This window comes from Paraburkholderia sp. RL17-347-BIC-D (genome assembly GCF_046027915.1).
In the GTDB taxonomy this organism is placed as follows: Bacteria; Pseudomonadota; Gammaproteobacteria; order Burkholderiales; family Burkholderiaceae; genus Paraburkholderia.
This window is the reverse complement of record NZ_JARESS010000006.1, coordinates 274,748-293,360: the sequence shown is the minus strand read 5'-3', so window position 1 is coordinate 293,360 and position 18,613 is coordinate 274,748. Positions and strand designations below refer to the sequence as shown.

The window sequence follows — 18,613 nt, the reverse complement described above, 5'->3', positions numbered from 1 at the left end:
AGCAGCGCAAGCCGCCTCAATCGTCGCTATTCGGATCCATATCCGGAAACAACACTTCGGTGAAGCCGAACTTCGCGAAATCGTTGATCCGCATCGGATACAGCTTGCCGATCAGGTGATCGCACTCATGCTGCACGACGCGCGCGTGAAAGCCCTCTGCGACGCGGTCGATCGGCTTGCCGTATTGATCGAAGCCGTGATACTTGATCATCGAAAACCGGCTCACCGCGCCGCGCAGACCCGGCACCGAGAGGCACCCCTCCCAGCCCTCTTCCATGTCCAGCGAGACCGGCGTGATGGTCGGGTTGATCAGCACCGTTTCCGGCACCGGCGGCGCGTCCGGATAGCGCTCGTTGTGCCCGAAGCCGAAGATCACCACCTGCAGATTGACGCCGATCTGCGGCGCGGCGAGGCCCGCGCCGTTTGCGTCGTGCATGGTCTCGAACATGTCTTTGACGAGTTCATGCAACTCGGGCGTGTCGAAGTGATCGACCGGATCGGCAATGCGCAAAAGGCGCGGGTCGCCCATCTTGAGAATTTCGCGGATCATAACTGCCCCTCCAGGAGCTTACGCATACCATCTTCGTCGAGTACGGGGACGCCGAGTTCCTCAGCCTTCGCCAACTTGCTGCCCGCGTCGGCTCCCGCCACCACATAGTCGGTTTTCTTCGATACGGAGCCGGCCACTTTCGCGCCGGCCGCTTCCAGCATTTCCTTCGCCTCTTCGCGCGCGAGGCTCGGCAAGGTGCCGGTCAGCACGACCGTCTTGCCGGCCAGCACGCCTTGCGGCGCTCTGGGCGCGGGCGGCCCTTCCGGCCACGTGACCTTGCCCGGCGCGCGCAACTGCTCGATCACCGTGCGGTTGTGTTCCTCGGCGAAGAACTGATGAATCGACTCGGCGACCACCGGCCCCACGTCGTTGACCTCCAGCAAGGCTTCGACCGAAGCGTCCATGATCGGATCCAGCGAGCCGAAGTGCTTGGCCAGATCCTTCGCCGTCGATTCGCCCACATGCCGAATGCCGAGCGCGTAGATGAAGCGCGCCAACGTGGTGTGCTTGCCCTTCTCGAGCGAGTCGAGCAGATTCTGCGCGGACTTTTCGGCAAAGCGATCGAGTTCGGCGAGCGTCGCAAAACCGAGGTTGAACAGATCGGCAGGCGTGCGCACCAGATTCTGCTCGACCAGTTGGTCGATGATCTTTTCGCCGAGACCATCGATGTCCAGCGCGCGCCGCTGTGCGAAATGCCATAGCGCCTGTTTGCGCTGCGCGGGACAGAACAGCCCACCGGTACAACGAGCGATCGCCTCGTCCGGCAGCCGCTCGATACTCGAGCCGCACACGGGACATTGCGTCGGCATCACGAATTCGCGGGCGTCGGAAGGACGCCGGTCGAGCAGCGCGCTCACCACTTCGGGAATCACGTCGCCGGCGCGCCGCACGATCACCGTGTCGCCGATGCGGATATCCTTGCGGCGCACTTCGTCTTCGTTGTGCAGCGTGGCGTTCGTGACCGTCGCGCCGCCGACGAACACCGGCTCCAGCCGCGCCACCGGCGTAATCGCGCCGGTCCGGCCGACCTGCACGTCGATCGCGACCAGTTTGGTCAACGCTTCCTGCGCCGGGAATTTATGCGCCAGCGCAAAGCGCGGAGCGCGCGACACGAAGCCGAGCGCGTCCTGCTCATCGCGCCGGTTGACCTTGTAGACCACGCCGTCGATGTCGTACGGCAGGTTCTCGCGCTTTTCGCCAACGCTGTGAAAGAAGCCCAGCAAACCCTGCGCGCCCTGCACCACCGCCCGTTCGCCGTTCACCGGCAAGCCGAGTTCCTTGTACCAGTCGAGCAGTTCGCTGTGCGTGGCCGGCATCTCCATGCCTTCGAGCACGCCGATTCCGTAAGCGAAAAACGACAGCGGCCGGTGCGCGGTGATCTTCGAATCGAGCTGCCGCAAACTGCCCGCCGCGGCGTTGCGCGGATTGGCGAATTCGCGCTGTTCCGCGGCCCGCTGGCGTTCGTTCAGACGCTCGAAATCGCGCTTGAACATCAGCACTTCGCCGCGCACGTCGAGCACGTGCGGGACGCGTTTGCCCTTGAGCTTGAGTGGAATGGAGCGGATCGTGCGGACGTTTTCGGTGACGTTCTCGCCGGTCGTGCCATCGCCGCGCGTGGAGGCTTGCACGAACGCGCCGTCGACGTAACGCAGCGAGATGGCGAGGCCATCGAATTTCAGCTCGGCCGCGTAGTCGACCGGCACCGGCGGCTCGCTTGCGTTCTTGCCGAGCGCGTCGCCGACGCGCTTGTCGAATGCGACGATGTCTTCATCGGCGAAACCGTTGTTCAGCGACAGCATGGGCTGGTCGTGCACGACCGGCTCGAAGCCGCTCGCCGCCTCGCCGCCCACGCGCTGGGTGGGCGAATCCGGCACGATCAGGTCCGGATGCTCCGTCTCGATACTCTCCAACTCTTTGAACAGCTTGTCGTATTCCGCGTCAGGCAGGTCCGGCTGGTCGAGCACGTAGTACGCGTAGTTGGCGCGTTCGAGTTCCGCGCGCAGCCACGCGGCACGCTCTGCCGGGGCGTTGGTTGCGGGATGTGAGGCGGAGGTTCGGGCCATGCTGTCGGAAGGTTCGTCAGTGAAGTTCAGACATTGGATTATCGCAGGAAGCGTGCCCCTTTACATCGGCCGAATGGCCAGTTTCGACGCGTTGCGCGTCCGGTCGACCGGCTCGCATCAAGGCGCTGCCTGAAACGACAACGGCCGCACATCGTGCGGCCGTCGGAGACACCGGTAAAACGTAAAAAAATTTACTGGCTGAACAAACGCCGCGTGGCCGGCGAGCCGGCCGGGATGCCCGCCTGTTCGAGCTTCGCGTAGAGCGTCATCAACTGCTTTTCGATGGCGAGCAAGGCGGTTTCCGGCAGCGGACGGCGGCCGTCGTCGACCACCCGCCCGCCGATGCGCTCGGCCAACGATTTCGCGTAGTCGCACATCAGGCGGAACGGCAGGATGTCTTCATCGGCCACCGGCACGTCGAGCACCAGTGTGATCATCTGACCGCCCTTATAGGTCAGGTCGTCGCGCAGGAAGTTGGTGTCGCCGAATTGCAGCATGAACACCGGGCTCTGCTTCGCGTCGAGCTTGACGAAACGCGTGCCGTCGCGCGACAGCAGCAGGCCGTCTTGCGATGCGACCGCCTGCACGTAGTTGGCGGACCACGGCGCGCCGTCGGAGAGCACGTTGATCGACAACTGCGCGTCGCACTGTGCGGCGAAACCGTCGAGCTCGCGCGCCATGGCCACCGTTTCGAGCATGTCGGGGAATTCCGGCGATGCATCCAGCGCGTCGGCAAACTGCTGCACGCCGGTCACGAACTCGGAAAACTCCAGCTCGTTAAGGGCGCCGCTGCGATTGGCCAGTTGCGCGGCCGCGCGCAGCTCTTCATAGCGCGCGCCGTTTTGCAGCAACTCCCACGCGCCGCCTTCGAGCTTGCCCTCGATATGCACCGGCTTGCTGCCCGCGCGGCGCAGGCGCTGCGCAAGCGGAATCACCTTGTCGCCCGCGACCGGCCCGTTCAAACGGATCGGCACGATACAGTCGATGCGGCGATCGACGATAGCCGGCGGCGCCGACGAAATCGTCGTGGCAGCGGGCAGAATCGGTTCGACCGGCTCGCCGGCCTGGCGGGCGGCTTGCGCCGCCTTACCGGCCCCGGCGGTCTCGCCACTTTCGGCTTCAGCCACGCCCTCGGCTTCCGGATAGCCGTTCGGCGTGGTCGTCTCGGCCTGGATATCGGCCGGCGTGTCGAGTGGCGCCGTTCCGGCCGCCTGGCCGCCGAACGTCGGTTCGACGCGCGCCGCCGCGGTTTGCTCCGCCGCTTCGGCGCCCACCACCGGCTCGCGGCGCGTGGTCGGCCGGGCCGGTTCGATGAACGGGCTCTGCTCCTCCTGATCGTCCCGCGCGAGGTTTTCGGCAGTATCGGCCGGCATCGGCCGCGGCATCTTGCGGCGCACCTTCGCGCTCTGCCACGCGTTGTACACGACCACGCCTCCGACCACCACGGCACCCGCGCCGATCAAACCGAGTGTCAACTCGTCCATGCATGCTCCATCAGCAATTCTTTTATCTGCGCGGCTCTGCGCCCGCTCCACGTATCGCGCGGCCACCGGCCGCTGCGCTGAACGCACCCGCGAAGGCTTGGTTTAAACGATATTCTGGGCGAAACCGGCAGCCGTTTCCATGTCGACAGCAACGATCCGCGACACGCCCTGCTCCTGCATGGTCACGCCGATCAACTGCTGCGCCATTTCCATCGCGATCTTGTTGTGCGAGATGAACAGGAACTGGGTTTTGTCCGACATCGCCCGCACGAGGTTCGCGAAACGTTCCGTGTTGGCGTCGTCGAGCGGCGCGTCCACTTCGTCCAGCAGACAGAACGGCGCGGGATTCAACTGGAACATCGCGAACACCAGCGCGGTCGCGGTCAGCGCTTTTTCGCCGCCCGACAGCAGGTGGATCGTCGAATTCTTCTTGCCCGGCGGCTGCGCCATCACCTGCACGCCGGCGTCGAGAATTTCGTCGCCGGTCATGATCAGCTTCGCTTGCCCGCCGCCGAATAGGCGCGGGAACAGTTCGCCGAAATGCTGGTTCACCTGGTCGAAGGTGCCTTGCAGGAGCGTGCGCGTTTCCGCGTCGATCTTGCGGATCGCGTCTTCGAGCGTTTCGATTGCGCTGTTCAGATCGGTCGATTGCGCATCGAGGAACGACTTGCGCTCGGTCGCCGCCTTCAACTCGTCGAGCGCGGCCATGTTGACCGGGCCGAGCGCCGTGATGGCGTTGTTGATGCGCGTGACTTCGCCCTGCAGGTACGACGGCTTCATGTCCGGCGTGAGCTTGGCCTGCAACTCGGCCTCGTCGACACCCGCCGCGGCCAGTTGCTCGATGAACTGCTCGCCGTTCAAACGCGCCGCCTGTTCCTTCAACTGCAATTCGTTGATGCGGTCGCGCAAAGGTTGCAGCGCGCGTTCGGCCATGAGACGCGTCTCGTCGGCGGCACGCAGCTTGGCGGTCAAATCGTCCAGTTCGAGGCGCGCGGCGTGCAGCGCTTCTTCCTTGACGGCGCGAATATCCAGCGCGTCTTGCAGGCCGGTGTGCGCGGTCTGCTCGTTGATGGTTTCCAGCTCGGCGCGCGCATCTTCCAGCGACGCCGCGACGCGCTCGCTCTGTTCGTGCGCGACCTGAATGCTGCGCTTCAGTTCGTCGATGCGGTTCGCCATGTTGCGCGCGGCAAAGCGCGCGTCGGTGGCGGCGCGGTCGAGATCGCGCGCCTGGCCGCGAGCGGCGGTGAGTTGTTCGTCGAGTGCTTCGAAGGCCAGTTGATGATCTTCGAAACGCGCCTGCAATTCGGCGAGCTCACCATCATGACGCTCGAAGTTCGCTTCCGACTCCGCCCGCATGGCACGCTGCTCTTCGATCTGCGCGGTGATCTCTTCGAGTTCCTCGCGAATCTGCGTGCTGCGCTGGGTGTAACGCTCATGCGCCTGGGTGAGCTTGAGCACGTCCATTTGCAAGGCATGCACGCGCTGCGTGGCGCGCTCCGCCTGCTGACGCACATCGGTCAGCGCATGGGCGGCTTGCGTGTGAGCGGCTTCGGCGCGGATCGCGGCGGCCTTCGCTTCGTCGGCGAGCAAGGCTTGCGCACGAACCTGACGCGCCAGATTTTCGATTTCCTGCTGACGGGCCAGCATGCCGGCCTGCTCGGAGTCGGCGGCATACAGTTGCACGCCGACGCGCGTCACCACATGCCCCGCCTTGACGACGAACGAGCCGCCTTCCGGCAACTGCGAGCGCATGGCGAGCGCCTGCTGCAGATCGTCGGCGACGAACGAGAGGCCGAGCCAGTCGTTCAGAACCGCGCGGATGCCCGCGTCGTCGATTCGCACCAGCGACAGCAGCGGCCGCAATGCAGGCGGCGTCGCAGCCGGCTGGCCGGCTACCGGCGGCGCATAAAAGGCGAGCTTGGCGGGCGGCGCATCGGTCGCGAACGCCTTGACCCAGTCGAGGTTCGACACTTCCAGCGCGGCGAGCCGTTCGCGCAACACGGCCTCGATCGCGGCTTCCCAACCGGCTTCGACATGCAGCTTCTTCCACAGACGCGGCAGGCCGCCCAATTCGTGCTTCTCGAGCCACGGCTGGATCTTGCCTTCGGTCTGGACGTTTTCCTGCAACTGCTTGAGCGCGGCAAGGCGCGCGTCGAGCTGGTGAATCTGGGCGCTTTCCGTTTGCACGCGCTCCTGCGCGGCGCGGCGTTCGCCGTCGAGCCGCGGCAGCGTTTCCTGCGCGTCAGCCAAACGCGTTTGCGCGTCGTGCAGGATTTCCTCGTGCTCGGCGAGCTGCATGCGCAGGTCTTCGAGCTGCGCTTCGTCGGGGGCGTCGAGACCGCCCGCTTCCGATTTCAGGCGCTCGTGACGCGCCTGCAGTTGCTGCAATTGCTGATCGGCATTGCGCTGATGCGCGGCTTCGAGCTTGAGCGCCTGTTCGGTCTGCGCGATCCCGCCGCGCTCGGCGTTCAACTCCGTTTGCGCATCGCGCCAACGTGCTTCGAGCGCGGGCATCGCGTCGTGCTTGGCGGCGGCTTCGTCTTCGGCGAGCGCGGCTTTTTCCTCGGCGACGGCCAGTTGTTCCTCGGCGTCCGCGAGATCGTCTTGCGCTTTTTGCGCCTGCGACTGCCATTGCTCACGCTGCGCGTTCAGCGCGGCGATCTGCGCCTGCACGCGATTGCGCGATTCGACGATGAACTTGATCTCGGCTTCGAGCCGGCTGACTTCCGAATTCGCCTCGTAGAGCGCGCCTTGCGCTCCCTGCATCGCGTCGCTGGCGGAGTAATGCGCGACGCGCAGCGTTTCGAGTTGCGCTTCGACTTCGCGCAGCTTCGCGGTGTGCGCTTCGAGGTCGATCTGGGCCTGCTCGATCGCGCGTTGCTGGCGTTCCTGCTCGCCGCCGGCTTCGTTCTTGCGCAACAGCCACAGAAGACGCTGCTTCTCTTCGCCGTCGGCCTGCAGTTCTTTGTAGCGCGTGGCGACCACGGCCTGCGCTTCCAGCTTCTCGAGGTTCGCGCCCAGTTCTCGGACGATGTCCTCGACCCGCGTCAGATTTTCGCGCGTGTCGTGCAGACGGTTCTCGGTTTCGCGGCGGCGTTCCTTGTACTTCGACACGCCCGCGGCTTCTTCGAGGAACACGCGTAACTCTTCCGGCTTCGCCTCGATCAGGCGCGCGATCATGCCCTGCCCGATGATCGCGTAAGCACGCGGCCCGAGGCCGGTGCCGAGGAAGATGTCCTGAATGTCGCGGCGGCGCGCCGGCAGATTGTTGATGTAGTAGCTCGAGGTGCCGTCACGCGTGAGCACGCGCTTCACGGCGATTTCGGCATACTGCCCCCACTGCCCGGCGGCACGGCCGTCGGCGTTGTCGAACACCAGTTCGACGCTGGCGCGGCTACCGGGCTTCCGCGCGGTCGAGCCATTGAAGATCACGTCCTGCATCGACTCGCCGCGCAGCTCGGAGGCGCGCGATTCGCCGAGCACCCAGCGCACGGCGTCGATGATGTTGGACTTGCCGCACCCATTCGGTCCGACCACGCCGACTAGCTGGCCCGGGACCTGGAAATGCGTAGGATCGACGAATGACTTGAAGCCAGCGAGTTTGATCGAGGTCAGACGCACGGCGATTTCGCTGTTTGAAAAGGGAAAAAATAAGTGGCTCGTGAAGGCCGCGCCAGCCGTTCGCCAACAGAGCGATACGGCCCGCGAACCCTCGGGCCTCGGATGCCGGCTTCACGCGGTGAGGCATGTGCCGGCTAATGAGGGGCAATCATACCATCGCGCGTGAGCGGTTTTTGCCGTCCTTACGGTCGTCGAGTCCGGCATCGCGTCCGTCAGCGAGACTCTCCTCCTGAATGGCCGGATCGGGCGGCATGGTCTTGGTCCGATGCACCCAACTCGACAGCGCCGAAGCCAGCACGATGCACACGCCGCCCGCCCATTCGCGCGGACCGGGCGTCTCGCCGGCGAAGAGCCACGCGGACAGCGCCGTGACCACGATCTCGAACAGCATGATGATCGACGCCCGGTTGGCCGGCACGCGCGCGAGGCCGTACTGCACCAGCATATTGTTCGACGCCAGCAGAAACCCGAGGCCGAGCACCAGCCAGGCGGCCGTGCCGAGATGCGCGCCGGTGGGCGGCGTGGGCATCGCCTCGAACAGCGAGGCACAGGCACTGAACAGCGCCGCGCCGCCAAAGATCGTCGCGGTGCGCATTTCCGGCTTCATGTCCGGCAACACGCGGCTCGTCTTGAGAATCAGCACGTTGCTCATGGCGAAGCCCATGCCGCCCGCAAGGCCTGCCCATTCGGCGAGATTGCCGGGCACGGGAATGCCTAGTTGCGGCGACCACAGCATGGTCATCGCGCCGGCCAGCGACAATGCTGCCAGACCCGCGCCAGCCCAAGTCAGCCGTTCGTGCAGGATGAAGTGCGCGAAGAGCGCGGTCCACGCGGGGGTGAGATAGAACAGCAGCAGCACGCGCATCACCTGGCCGTGAATCGAGCCCCACACGAAGCCGAGGTTGGTGATGCCCGCCGCCAGCGCGAGAGCCGGCAGCAGCCAGTGCCAGCGCACGGTCTTGAGCGCGCGATAGCGCACCAGCAGCACGAACAGGCAGCCGGCGCCGCTCGTCAGCGCGCTGGCTGCGGTGCCCGTCACACCGAGCGCCGCCAGCATGCGCAATGGATACCAAATCACGCCCCACACCGACGCGCCCAGCATGATCGCGAGCGTCGGCCAACCGTTGCGAAGCCAGTTGGTCATGGTGCGGGGCTCCTTGCGGAGGTTTTTGGGGCGTTTCTGTCGCGGACCGCGGTGCTCTTTGCGCAGGCGCTGGTGGCCTTCAGGCCGACGACCGCGACTTTCCTTGCATAGGCGCTAGTGGTGTTCCGGCCGCGCACTGCCGCTCTACTCGCAAAGGCGCTGCGGGCGTTCCGACCGAGGACCGCGGCGCTCCTGCGCCTGTTGTGTCCGGTTGTCTCCAAGACTGCTGCGTACATTGCTGCTCCTGCTTCTTTTTTGCGCGAACCGTCGGCGGTTCGCGTCGTTCCCGCTGCAGCGCATTGCCTGCGCCGCCTGGCGGGTTGCGCCGTTGCTCAACGGCGCGATGTCCTCTTACCTGTTCAACTGCTTAACCGTTCAACTTACCTTTTACGGCGCGGCCGTGAATCGCCTGTGCGTGCCGCCGGCGCCAAATCTGCCCGTGAACGGCTGCGCGAGGCTACGCCCGCCACGCCATGCGCACCACGCTATAATCATCCGCTTGCCGCTCTGCCGTGTGTTTCGCGCACCTTGTGCGCTTGACCGCCGGCGCGCGTGCCCCGCTTCTTTCCGCATCCGTCTGTGCCCCTCTTCGATCAGGCTCGATCCGCCCAGTGAATCCGCTACTCGACTCCCTTCAGCCCTACCCGTTCGAAAAGCTGCGCGCGCTTTTCGCGGAGCTCACGCCGACCGCCGGCCTCGCGCATATCAGCTTCGGCATCGGCGAGCCGAAACACCCTACGCCCGCGCTGATCCGCGACGCGGTGGTGGCCTCGCTCGGCGGTTTGTCCTCGTATCCGGCCACGATCGGGTCGCCGGCGCTGCGCGAGTCGATCGCAAAGTGGGTCACGCGGCGCTACAACCTGCCGCCGGTCGATCCGGCCACCCAGGTGCTGCCGGTGTCGGGTTCGCGCGAGGCGCTGTTCGCGCTCGCCCAGACCGTGCTCGATCCGAAAAAGAATGCTGACAGCGAGCCTGCGATCGTACTCTGTCCGAACCCGTTCTACCAAATCTACGAAGGCGCGGCGATTCTGGCCGGCGCGCAGCCGTACTTCGTGAATAGCGCCCCGGCGCGCAACTTCGCCTGCGACTACTCGGCGGTGCCGGCCGACATCTGGGCGCGCACGCAACTGCTCTACGTCTGCTCGCCCGGCAATCCGACCGGTGCGGTGCTCACGCTCGACGACTGGCGCGAACTGTTCGCGCTGTCGGACCGCTACGGCTTCGTGATCGCCTCGGACGAGTGCTACTCCGAAATCTATTTCGACGAAGCCAACCCGCCGCTCGGCGGCCTGGAAGCGGCCCACCGGCTCGGCCGCGGTTTCGAGCGGCTCGTCATGCTGTCGAGCCTGTCCAAACGCTCGAACGTGCCGGGCATGCGCTCGGGCTTCGTCGCGGGCGATGCGGCGATTCTCAAGGACTTCCTGCTATACCGGACATACCACGGCGCGGCCTTGTCGACAGTGTTCCAGAGTGCCAGCATCGTGGCCTGGAATGACGAGACGCACGTGCGCGAGAACCGCGCGAAGTACGTGCGGAAGTTTTCCACCGTGACGCCGATGCTCGCCGAGGTGCTCGACGTGCGCCTGCCGGACGCCGCGTTCTACCTGTGGGTGGATGTCTCGCGCACGGGCCTCACGGACACCGAGTTCGCCCAGCGCCTCTACGCCGACTATAATGTGACGGTTCTGCCGGGCTCGTTCCTCGCGCGCACTGCGCACGGTGTGAACCCCGGCCGCAATTTCGTGCGCATGGCGCTCGTCGCCGACGTCGACGAATGCACGCAGGGCGCGCAGCGGATCGTCGATTTTTGCCGCGCGCTGGCGGGTTGAGTTTTCACTTTGCGACCCCGCGCACCGCATCCCTTCTTCAGACTTCAACTCTTCGATAAAGCACGCATATGTCGCAACAACTTCAGCAGATCATTGACACCGCCTGGGAAAACCGCGCCGAACTGTCGCCGAAGGCCGCTCCGGCCGACGTGCGCGAAGCCGTCGCCCACGCCATCGAGCAACTGGACAAGGGCGCGCTGCGCGTCGCGGAAAAGAAGGACGGCGACTGGGTCGTCAATCAGTGGCTGAAGAAAGCCGTGCTGCTGTCGTTCCGCCTGGAAGACAACGCGCCGATGCCGGCCGGTGGCTACTCGCAGTTCTACGACAAGGTGCCGTCGAAGTTCGCCAACTACACCGCTGAAGACTTCGCCGCCGGCGGCTTCCGCGTGGTGCCGCCCGCGATCGCGCGCCGCGGCTCGTTCATCGCGAAGAACGTCGTGCTGATGCCGTCGTACACGAACATCGGCGCGTACGTGGACGAAGGCACGATGGTCGACACGTGGGCCACCGTCGGTTCGTGCGCGCAGATCGGCAAGAACGTGCACCTGTCGGGTGGCGTGGGCATCGGCGGCGTGCTCGAGCCGCTGCAGGCGAACCCGGTGATCATCGAAGACAACTGCTTTATCGGAGCGCGTTCGGAAGTGGTGGAAGGCGTGATCGTCGAAGAAAACTCGGTGATCTCGATGGGCGTGTACCTCGGCCAGAGCACCAAGATTTACGACCGCGAAACCGGCGAAGTCACGTATGGCCGCATTCCGGCGGGCTCGGTGGTGGTGGCGGGCAACCTGCCGTCGAAAGACGGCTCGCACAGCCTCTACTGCGCCGTGATCGTCAAGAAGGTCGACGCCAAGACGCGCGCGAAGGTCGGCTTGAACGAGCTGCTGCGAGGCGACTGATGGCGCGCGGCACGAAAACCGTCGTCTACGGCATCCCGAACTGCGATACCGTGAAGAAAGCCCGCGTGTGGCTTGAAGAGCACGGCGTCGAGTTCGAGTTCCACGACTTCAAGAAACACGGCGTGACCGAACCGCTCGTGCAGGACTGGCTGAAAGACGTGAAGCTCGACGCCTTGCTGAACCGGCGCGGCACCACGTGGCGCGCCCTGTCCGACGACATGAAGGCGGCCGCGGACACGCAGTCGGGCGCGATCGCGTTGATGATCCACAAGCCGTCGGTAATCAAGCGGCCTGTGCTGGTGGTCAACGGGCGCGTCAAGTCGCTCGGCTTTTCGGCGGACGACTACACAGCGCTGTTCGCGTGAGCCTGCGCGGCCTGGCCTGAAGCGTGATTTCGCGCAACTGAGCGCAACACGTAGTCGCGGTACGTAGTAAAACGCGGCCTCGGCCGCGTGGCTCAAAAGCTGTTGCCGGCTGCGGTGTTCAACCGCCAGCCGGCATTTTTTCATTTCAAAGTGGCTGTATCGAATCCATGTCCGGCACCCTCGCCCTTACCGAACAACTGATCGCGCGTGCGTCCGTCACGCCCGACGACCAGCATTGCCAGCGCCTCCTGATCGAGCGCCTGTCCGCGCTCGGCTTCGAGCACGAGACCATCGAATCGAACGGCGTGACCAACCTGTGGGCCGTTAAACGCGGCGTCGACGGCACCGCGGGCAAGCTGCTCGCGTTCGCCGGCCATACCGACGTGGTGCCGACCGGCCCGCTCGAACAATGGCACTCGGCGCCGTTCGAGCCGACCCGTCGCGACGGCAAGCTGTATGGCCGCGGCGCGGCGGACATGAAAGCGTCGATCGCGGGCTTCGTGGTGGCGAGCGAGGAGTTCGTCGCCGCGCACCCGGCGCACCGCGGCTCGATCGCCTTCCTGATCACGAGCGACGAAGAAGGCCCCGCCACCGACGGCACCGTCAAGGTCGTCGAGGCCCTGCAGGCGCGCGGCGAGCGCATGGACTACTGCGTCGTCGGCGAACCGACTTCGAGCGCGCAATTCGGCGATATGGTGAAGAACGGCCGGCGCGGTTCGATGTCGGGCAAGCTGATCGTCAAAGGCGTGCAAGGCCATATCGCCTATCCGCATCTGGCGAAGAATCCGGTGCATCTGCTCGCGCCCGCGCTGGCCGAACTGGTCGCCGAACGCTGGGACGACGGCAACGAATACTTCCCGCCCACCACGTGGCAGGTGTCGAACATTCATAGCGGCACCGGCGCGACCAACGTGATTCCGGGCCATGCGGACGTGATGTTCAACTTCCGCTTCTCGACGGCCAGCACGGTTGAAGGTCTGCAGGCCCGCGTGCACGCGATCCTCGACAAGCACGATCTGGACTACGATCTGCAATGGACCGTGAGCGGCTTGCCGTTCCTCACGCCGCGCGGCGATCTGTCGAACGCGCTCGCCAAGGCGATCAAGGACGAAACCGGTGTCACCACTGAACTGTCGACCACCGGCGGCACCTCGGACGGCCGCTTCATCGCGCGCATCTGCAAGCAGGTGATCGAATTCGGCCCGCTGAACGCCAGCATCCACAAGATCGACGAACATATCGAAGTCGCACACATCGAGCCGCTGAAGAACGTGTATCGCCGCGTGCTCGAACAACTGATTGCGTGACCCAAGGACTATTTGCGATGACGCTCCCGTTTTCCACCGTTCGCGACCTGCTGCGTTTCGCGGTCTCGCGCTTCAACCAGGCCGATCTGTCGTTCGGCCACGGCTCGGCCAATGCCTACGACGAAGCCGTCTATCTGGTCCTGCACACGCTGCATCTGCCGCTCGATCTGCTGGATCCGTTTCTGGACGCGCGTTTGACCGCGGCTGAAATCGACGCCGTGCTGAACGTGATCGAGCGCCGCGCCACCGAGCGCGTGCCGGCCGCCTACATCACGCAGGAAGCCTGGATGCACGGCTTCCGCTTCCACGTGGACGAGCGCGTGATCGTGCCGCGTTCGTTCATCGGCGAATTGCTGCAGGACGGTTTGCAGCCCTACGTGGAAGATCCCGAGCAGGTGAGCGCCGTGCTGGAGTTGTGCACCGGCTCCGGCTGCCTCGCGATTCTCGCCGCGCATGCGTTCCAGAACGCGGATATCGACGCGGTGGATCTGTCGGCGCCCGCGCTGGAAGTCGCCGCGCGCAACGTCACGGACTACAAGCTCGACGACCGCGTCGCGCTGTTCGAAGGCGATCTGTACGCGCCGCTCGCCGAGCGCCGCTACGACGTGATCATCAGCAACCCGCCGTACGTGAACGCGGCGTCGATGCAGGATCTGCCGGCCGAATACAAGCACGAGCCGGACATGGCGCTGGCGGGTGGCGTCGACGGCATGGACATCGTGCGGCGGATCATCGCCGAAGCGCGCAACTGGCTGACCGACGAAGGCGTGCTGGTCGTCGAGATCGGCAACGAGCGGGCGAACGTGGAAGCGGCGTTCGGCGGGCTCGATCTGGTCTGGCTGTCCACCAGTGCCGGCGACGATAACGTGTTCCTGATCCAGGCGGCCGATTTGCCGGTTTGAGGTTTTATCGCTTCTTCGGGATGCGGTGCGCATGGCGGGCTTGACCTGCTGTGCGCAGTGCGCCTGAGCAAAGCCGCTTTACCGGGCGCTCGCTTTGCGCCCAATCTCTGCGCGTCGCGCGTCCAAACGAAGCCGCTTTCACGAGCGCTCGCTTCGATCCCAAGTCTCGTCCAACATCCCACGCCCGACTCGCGCGCTTACGACCAGGCAAAAGCAAAAATGTTCTGCCCACGTCGACCACACCGCATTCGCGCACGCGCCCCCGAAGCTTGACTGCGGCTTGACCATTCCCCACCCTCAACGCACGCACGTTCGGTAAGATGGGCGCGGTCAGCTGCCCGGCGCCTATCGAGCCGGCCGAGGCAGCGCTTCGCCAACCCAACCCTGCCTATGCAATTCGACCTGCTTCACATCGGCACGCTGGTCGCCCTCTGCCACATTCTCGGCGTGGCCGCGGCATGCCACGCGATTCTCAACACGCGCACTTCGCAAGGTGCGATCGCGTGGGCCGTGTCGCTGGTCGCGATGCCTTATCTGACGCTGGTGCCGTATCTGTTCCTCGGCCGTAGCAAGTTTGCCGGCTACGCGGACGCACGCCGCGTCGAGAACGAACTGCTGCGCACGCGCGCGCATCCGCCGGAATGGGACACGCGCGCGTCGTCGGCGGGCCTGCCCACGCTGGAGCTCGGCGGCAGGCTCGTGCATTCGCTCACGCGCCTCGGCGGCATGCCGTTTCTGCCCGGCAACTCGGTACGCACGCTGGTGAACGGCGCGGCGACCTTCGAGGCCATCTTCGAAGCGATCGAGAACGCGCGCCGCTACGTGATCGTGCAGTTCTTCATCGTGCGCGACGACGCGCTCGGCGAGATGCTCAAAGACGCGCTGATCGCGAAAGCGCAACAAGGCGTGCGCGTCTATTTCCTGTACGACAGCATCGGCAGCTTCGATCTGCCACACCGCTATGTGGCGGCGCTGCGCGCCGGCGGCGTGGAGACGCATCCGTTCGCTACCAATCGCCGCTTCGTCAATCGTCTGCAACTGAACTTCCGCAATCACCGCAAGATCGTTTCGGTGGATGGCGAACGCGCGTTTGTCGGCGGACACAACGTGGGCGTGGAATATCTCGGCGGCAAGCCGCCGCTCTCGCCGTGGCGCGATACGCATATCGAGGTGCGCGGCCCGGCGGTCGCCAGCATCCAGTTCGTGTTCACGGAAGACTGGCACTGGGCCACGCAGCAGTTGCCCGAGTTCGACATGCCGCCCGCTCCGGTCGCCGACCCCGCGGCGGGCCAAGGCATGCACTGCCTCGTCGTGCCGAGCGGTCCGGCGGACAAGCAGGAGACCTGCTCGCTCTTTTTCGTCGAAGCGATCAACGCGGCGCGCGAGCGAGTCTGGATCACCTCGCCCTACCTGATCCCCGACGAGGCGGTATTCTCGGCCTTGCGGCTCGCGGCGCTGCGCGGTGTGGACGTGCGCATTCTGATTCCGAGCCGGCGCGATCACCTCGTGGTGTTCGCCGCCTCGAAACTGTACGCGTACGACTCACTACGCGCGGGAATCCGGATCTTCCGCTACCAGCCGGGCTTTCTGCATCAGAAGGTCGTGCTGATCGACAGCGCGGCCGCGGCGATCGGCAGCGCCAATCTCGACAACCGCTCGTTCCGGCTGAACTTCGAGATCATGGTGCTGACCGTGGATCGCGGCTTCGCCAAAGAGGTCGAAACGATGCTGCTGGCCGACTTCGCCGAATCGCGTGAAATCGACCGCAATGAATACCGCAAGGCCACCGCTTTGAAACGCGTGTTGATGCACGTGGCGCGTCTCTTTTCGCCGATCCTGTAGCGGCCGCCGGCTTACAGCAGCTTTTCGATATCTTCGGTAATCGCCTCGGGCTTCGTCAGCGGCGCATAGCGCTTCACCACGTTGCCGTCGCGGCCGATCAGGAACTTGGTGAAATTCCACTTGATCGCTTCCAGCCCCAGCAGGCCCGGCGCCTCGCCCGTCAGATAGCGGAACAGCGGATGCGCGTTCGCACCGTTCACGTCGACCTTGTCGAACATCGGAAAGGTCACGCCGTAGTTCTTTTCACAGAAACTGCCGATCTGCGCGGCGTCGCCCGGCTCCTGCTTGCCGAACTGGTTGCAGGGAAATCCGAGCACCGCGAGCCCGCGTGCCGCATAGGTGTCGTACAGCTTTTGCAAGCCCGCGTACTGCGGCGTGAACCCGCATTCGCTCGCCGTGTTGACGATCAGCAGAACCTTGCCGTCGTACTGCCCGAGGCTCACTTCCTCGCCGCCCAACGTACGTGCTGCAAACGAATAAATCGATGTCATGTGTTCCCCCCGTGAAAGCCGTCAGTCTATGCCAAAAGCTTCGCCGGTACAGTCGGCCGAATGGCCGATCCCGGTTGAGCGCCCGGTGTCGGGCCCGGCAGTCTAAAATAGCGGTTTTCTTCAGTCGGCCTTTTCGTGATCCGCTTTAACCAGTTCAGCCTCGCGCGCGGCACCAAGCCGCTCTTCGACAACACCACGTTCACCCTCAACCCCGGCGAAAAGGCCGGCCTGGTGGGGGCGAACGGCGCGGGCAAGTCGACGCTGTTCGCCGTGCTGCTTGGCGAGCTGCATGCTGACGGCGGCGATTTTTCGATCCCGCCGAACTGGCAGATCGCCCACGTCGCGCAGGAAACGCCTGCCGCGGACAAGACCGCCCTCGCCTACACGCTGGACGGCGACGCCGCTTTGCGCGCGATCGAAGCGGCGATTGCCGCCGCCTCCGCCGCGCACGACGGCGCGGCCGAAGGCGAAGCGCACGCCGCATTCGCCGACGCCGACGGCTACACCGCGCCCGCGCGCGCCGAAGCCCTGCTGCTCGGCCTCGGCTTCACGCTGGAACAGACGCGCGAGCCGGTCAGCAGCTTTTCTGGCGGCTGGCGCATGCGCCTGAACCTCGCGCAGGCGCTGATGTGCCGCTCCGATCTGCTGCTGCTCGACGAACCGACGAACCACCTGGATCTCGACGCGATCGTCTGGCTGGAAGACTGGCTGGCCCGTTATCCGGGCACACTGATCGTGATCTCGCACGACCGCGAATTCCTCGATTCGGTCTGCAACGTCACGCTGCATCTGGAACAGCAGCAGATCAAGCGCTACGGCGGCAACTACTCGCAATTCGAAGTGCTGCGCGCACAACAGATCGCGTTGCAGCAAAGCGCGTACGAAAAGCAGCAGCGCACGGTCGAGCATTTGCAGAGCTACATCAACCGCTTCAAGGCGCAGGCCACCAAGGCGCGCCAGGCGCAGAGCCGCGTCAAGGCGTTGGAAAAGATGGAGCTGATCGCGCCGGCGCACGCGTCCTCGCCGTTCACGTTCGAATTCCGCACGCCCGATTCCGCGCCGAATCCGATGATGGTGATGGAAGGCGTGCGCTGCGGCTATCGGAGCGAGAGCGACCCCGCCGTCGAGATTCCGATCGTCGATCACGTCATGCTGTCGATCCAGAACGGTCAGCGCATCGGGCTGCTCGGCGCCAACGGCCAAGGCAAATCCACGCTGATCAAGACGCTCGCCGGCACGCTCGAGGCGCTCGGCGGCCACGTGCGCGAAGGCAAAGGGCTGCGCATCGGCTACTTCGCGCAGCATCAGCTCGAAACGCTGCGCCCCGACGACACCCCGTTGCAGCACCTCGCGCGTCTCGCACCGGACACGCGCGAGCAGGAATTGCGCGACTTCCTCGGCAGCTTCAATTTTTCCGGCGAGATGGCGACCTCGAAGATCGCGCCCTTCTCTGGCGGTGAAAAAGCCCGCCTCGCGCTCGCGCTGATCATCTGGCAAAAGCCGAATCTGCTGCTGCTCGACGAACCGACCAATCACCTGGATCTCGAAACGCGTCACGCGCTGACCATGGCGCTCGCGCAGTTCGAAGGCACGCTGATTCTGGTGTCGCACGACCGGCACTTGCTGCGCGCCACCACGGATCAATTCATGCTGGTCGCGAAACATCGCCTGCAGGAATTCGACGGTGACCTCGACGACTATCGGGACTGGCTGCTTCAACATGCGGCCGAGCAACGCGCAGCGCTCAAAGCGAACGCGGCATCGAGCGGCGGCAATGGCGGCGACAGCGGCGTGGACAACGGCGTGAACCGCAAGGAACAGCGGCGCCTCGAGGCGGAAACGCGTCAAAAGCTCGCGCACCTGAAAAAACCGCTGCAAAGCCGGATCACGAAGATCGAAAAGGAAATGGACGCGCTCAACGCGGAGAAGGCGACGCTCGATGCTTTTGTCGTCGATCCGGCGAGTTACGAGCCCGAGCAGAAAAGCAAACTGACGGAGGCGATCCGCCGTCAGGCAGATGTGAACGCGCGCCTCGAAACGCTCGAAGCCGAATGGCTCGAGACTCATGAGGAACTCGAACAAATCGGCTAGCGGCACGCAGTTTCAGGTCCGCGCCGGC

13 protein-coding genes are annotated in these 18,613 nt (G+C 64.9%); 7 read left to right on the top strand and 6 right to left on the bottom strand.

Annotated features, from left to right (window positions below; all coding sequences use genetic code 11):
- Positions 1-16: 16 nt before the first annotated feature.
- The 5 genes from def to P0D96_RS11550 form a co-directional block, all read right to left on the bottom strand.
- On the bottom strand, positions 17-550 hold the full coding sequence (gene def, locus P0D96_RS11570; protein WP_012433453.1) for a peptide deformylase: 534 nt from the start codon (positions 548-550) through the stop codon (positions 17-19).
- On the bottom strand, positions 547-2,613 hold the full coding sequence (ligA, locus tag P0D96_RS11565; protein ID WP_408175946.1) for an NAD-dependent DNA ligase LigA: 2,067 nt from the start codon (positions 2,611-2,613) through the stop codon (positions 547-549). The genes def and ligA overlap by 4 nt, the downstream gene beginning before the upstream one ends.
- A 191-nt stretch (positions 2,614-2,804) precedes the next feature.
- A complete protein-coding gene (locus P0D96_RS11560; protein WP_408175945.1) occupies positions 2,805-4,097 on the bottom strand; it encodes a cell division protein ZipA C-terminal FtsZ-binding domain-containing protein in 1,293 nt (430 codons plus the stop codon).
- Between the two features lie 102 nt (positions 4,098-4,199).
- Positions 4,200-7,718 carry a chromosome segregation protein SMC gene (gene smc / locus P0D96_RS11555; protein ID WP_408282626.1) on the bottom strand — a complete coding sequence of 1,173 codons (3,519 nt, stop codon included), beginning with the start codon at positions 7,716-7,718 and terminating at the stop codon, positions 4,200-4,202.
- A gap of 148 nt (positions 7,719-7,866) precedes the next feature.
- The gene (locus P0D96_RS11550) at positions 7,867-8,862 is read right to left on the bottom strand and encodes a DMT family transporter (RefSeq protein ID WP_408175942.1); all 996 of its coding nucleotides are present in this window, start codon (positions 8,860-8,862) and stop codon (positions 7,867-7,869) included.
- 611 nt (positions 8,863-9,473) lie between these two features.
- Between P0D96_RS11550 and dapC the strand changes: the two genes are divergently transcribed.
- From dapC to cls, 6 genes are all read left to right on the top strand, one after another.
- Positions 9,474-10,691, top strand: a complete 1,218-nt coding sequence (gene dapC, locus P0D96_RS11545) for a succinyldiaminopimelate transaminase (protein ID WP_408282628.1) — start codon at positions 9,474-9,476, stop codon at positions 10,689-10,691.
- 68 nt (positions 10,692-10,759) lie between these two features.
- The gene (dapD, locus tag P0D96_RS11540) at positions 10,760-11,587 is read left to right on the top strand and encodes a 2,3,4,5-tetrahydropyridine-2,6-dicarboxylate N-succinyltransferase (protein WP_027213332.1); all 828 of its coding nucleotides are present in this window, start codon (positions 10,760-10,762) and stop codon (positions 11,585-11,587) included.
- Positions 11,587-11,952, top strand: a complete 366-nt coding sequence (locus tag P0D96_RS11535; RefSeq protein WP_132373917.1) for an ArsC family reductase — start codon at positions 11,587-11,589, stop codon at positions 11,950-11,952. The genes dapD and P0D96_RS11535 overlap by 1 nt, the downstream gene beginning before the upstream one ends.
- A 167-nt stretch (positions 11,953-12,119) precedes the next feature.
- Positions 12,120-13,259 carry a succinyl-diaminopimelate desuccinylase gene (gene dapE, locus P0D96_RS11530; protein ID WP_408175938.1) on the top strand — a complete coding sequence of 380 codons (1,140 nt, stop codon included), beginning with the start codon at positions 12,120-12,122 and terminating at the stop codon, positions 13,257-13,259.
- Positions 13,260-13,276: 17 nt separating this feature from the next.
- Positions 13,277-14,161 carry a 50S ribosomal protein L3 N(5)-glutamine methyltransferase gene (prmB, locus tag P0D96_RS11525; RefSeq protein ID WP_132373915.1) on the top strand — a complete coding sequence of 295 codons (885 nt, stop codon included), beginning with the start codon at positions 13,277-13,279 and terminating at the stop codon, positions 14,159-14,161.
- Positions 14,162-14,551: 390 nt separating this feature from the next.
- Entirely contained in the window at positions 14,552-16,003 is a 1,452-nt protein-coding gene (gene cls / locus P0D96_RS11520) for a cardiolipin synthase (protein WP_132373914.1), read from the top strand.
- Between the two features lie 11 nt (positions 16,004-16,014).
- On the opposite strand, the gene P0D96_RS11515 is transcribed toward cls, so the two are convergent.
- Positions 16,015-16,494, bottom strand: a complete 480-nt coding sequence (locus tag P0D96_RS11515; protein ID WP_408175936.1) for a glutathione peroxidase — start codon at positions 16,492-16,494, stop codon at positions 16,015-16,017.
- 135 nt (positions 16,495-16,629) lie between these two features.
- Here P0D96_RS11515 and P0D96_RS11510 point away from each other — a divergent pair, with 135 nt between their 5' ends.
- Positions 16,630-18,585 (top strand): ATP-binding cassette domain-containing protein, encoded by a 1,956-nt coding sequence (locus P0D96_RS11510; RefSeq protein ID WP_132373912.1) that lies wholly within the window; start codon positions 16,630-16,632, stop codon positions 18,583-18,585.
- Positions 18,586-18,613 lie beyond the last annotated feature (28 nt).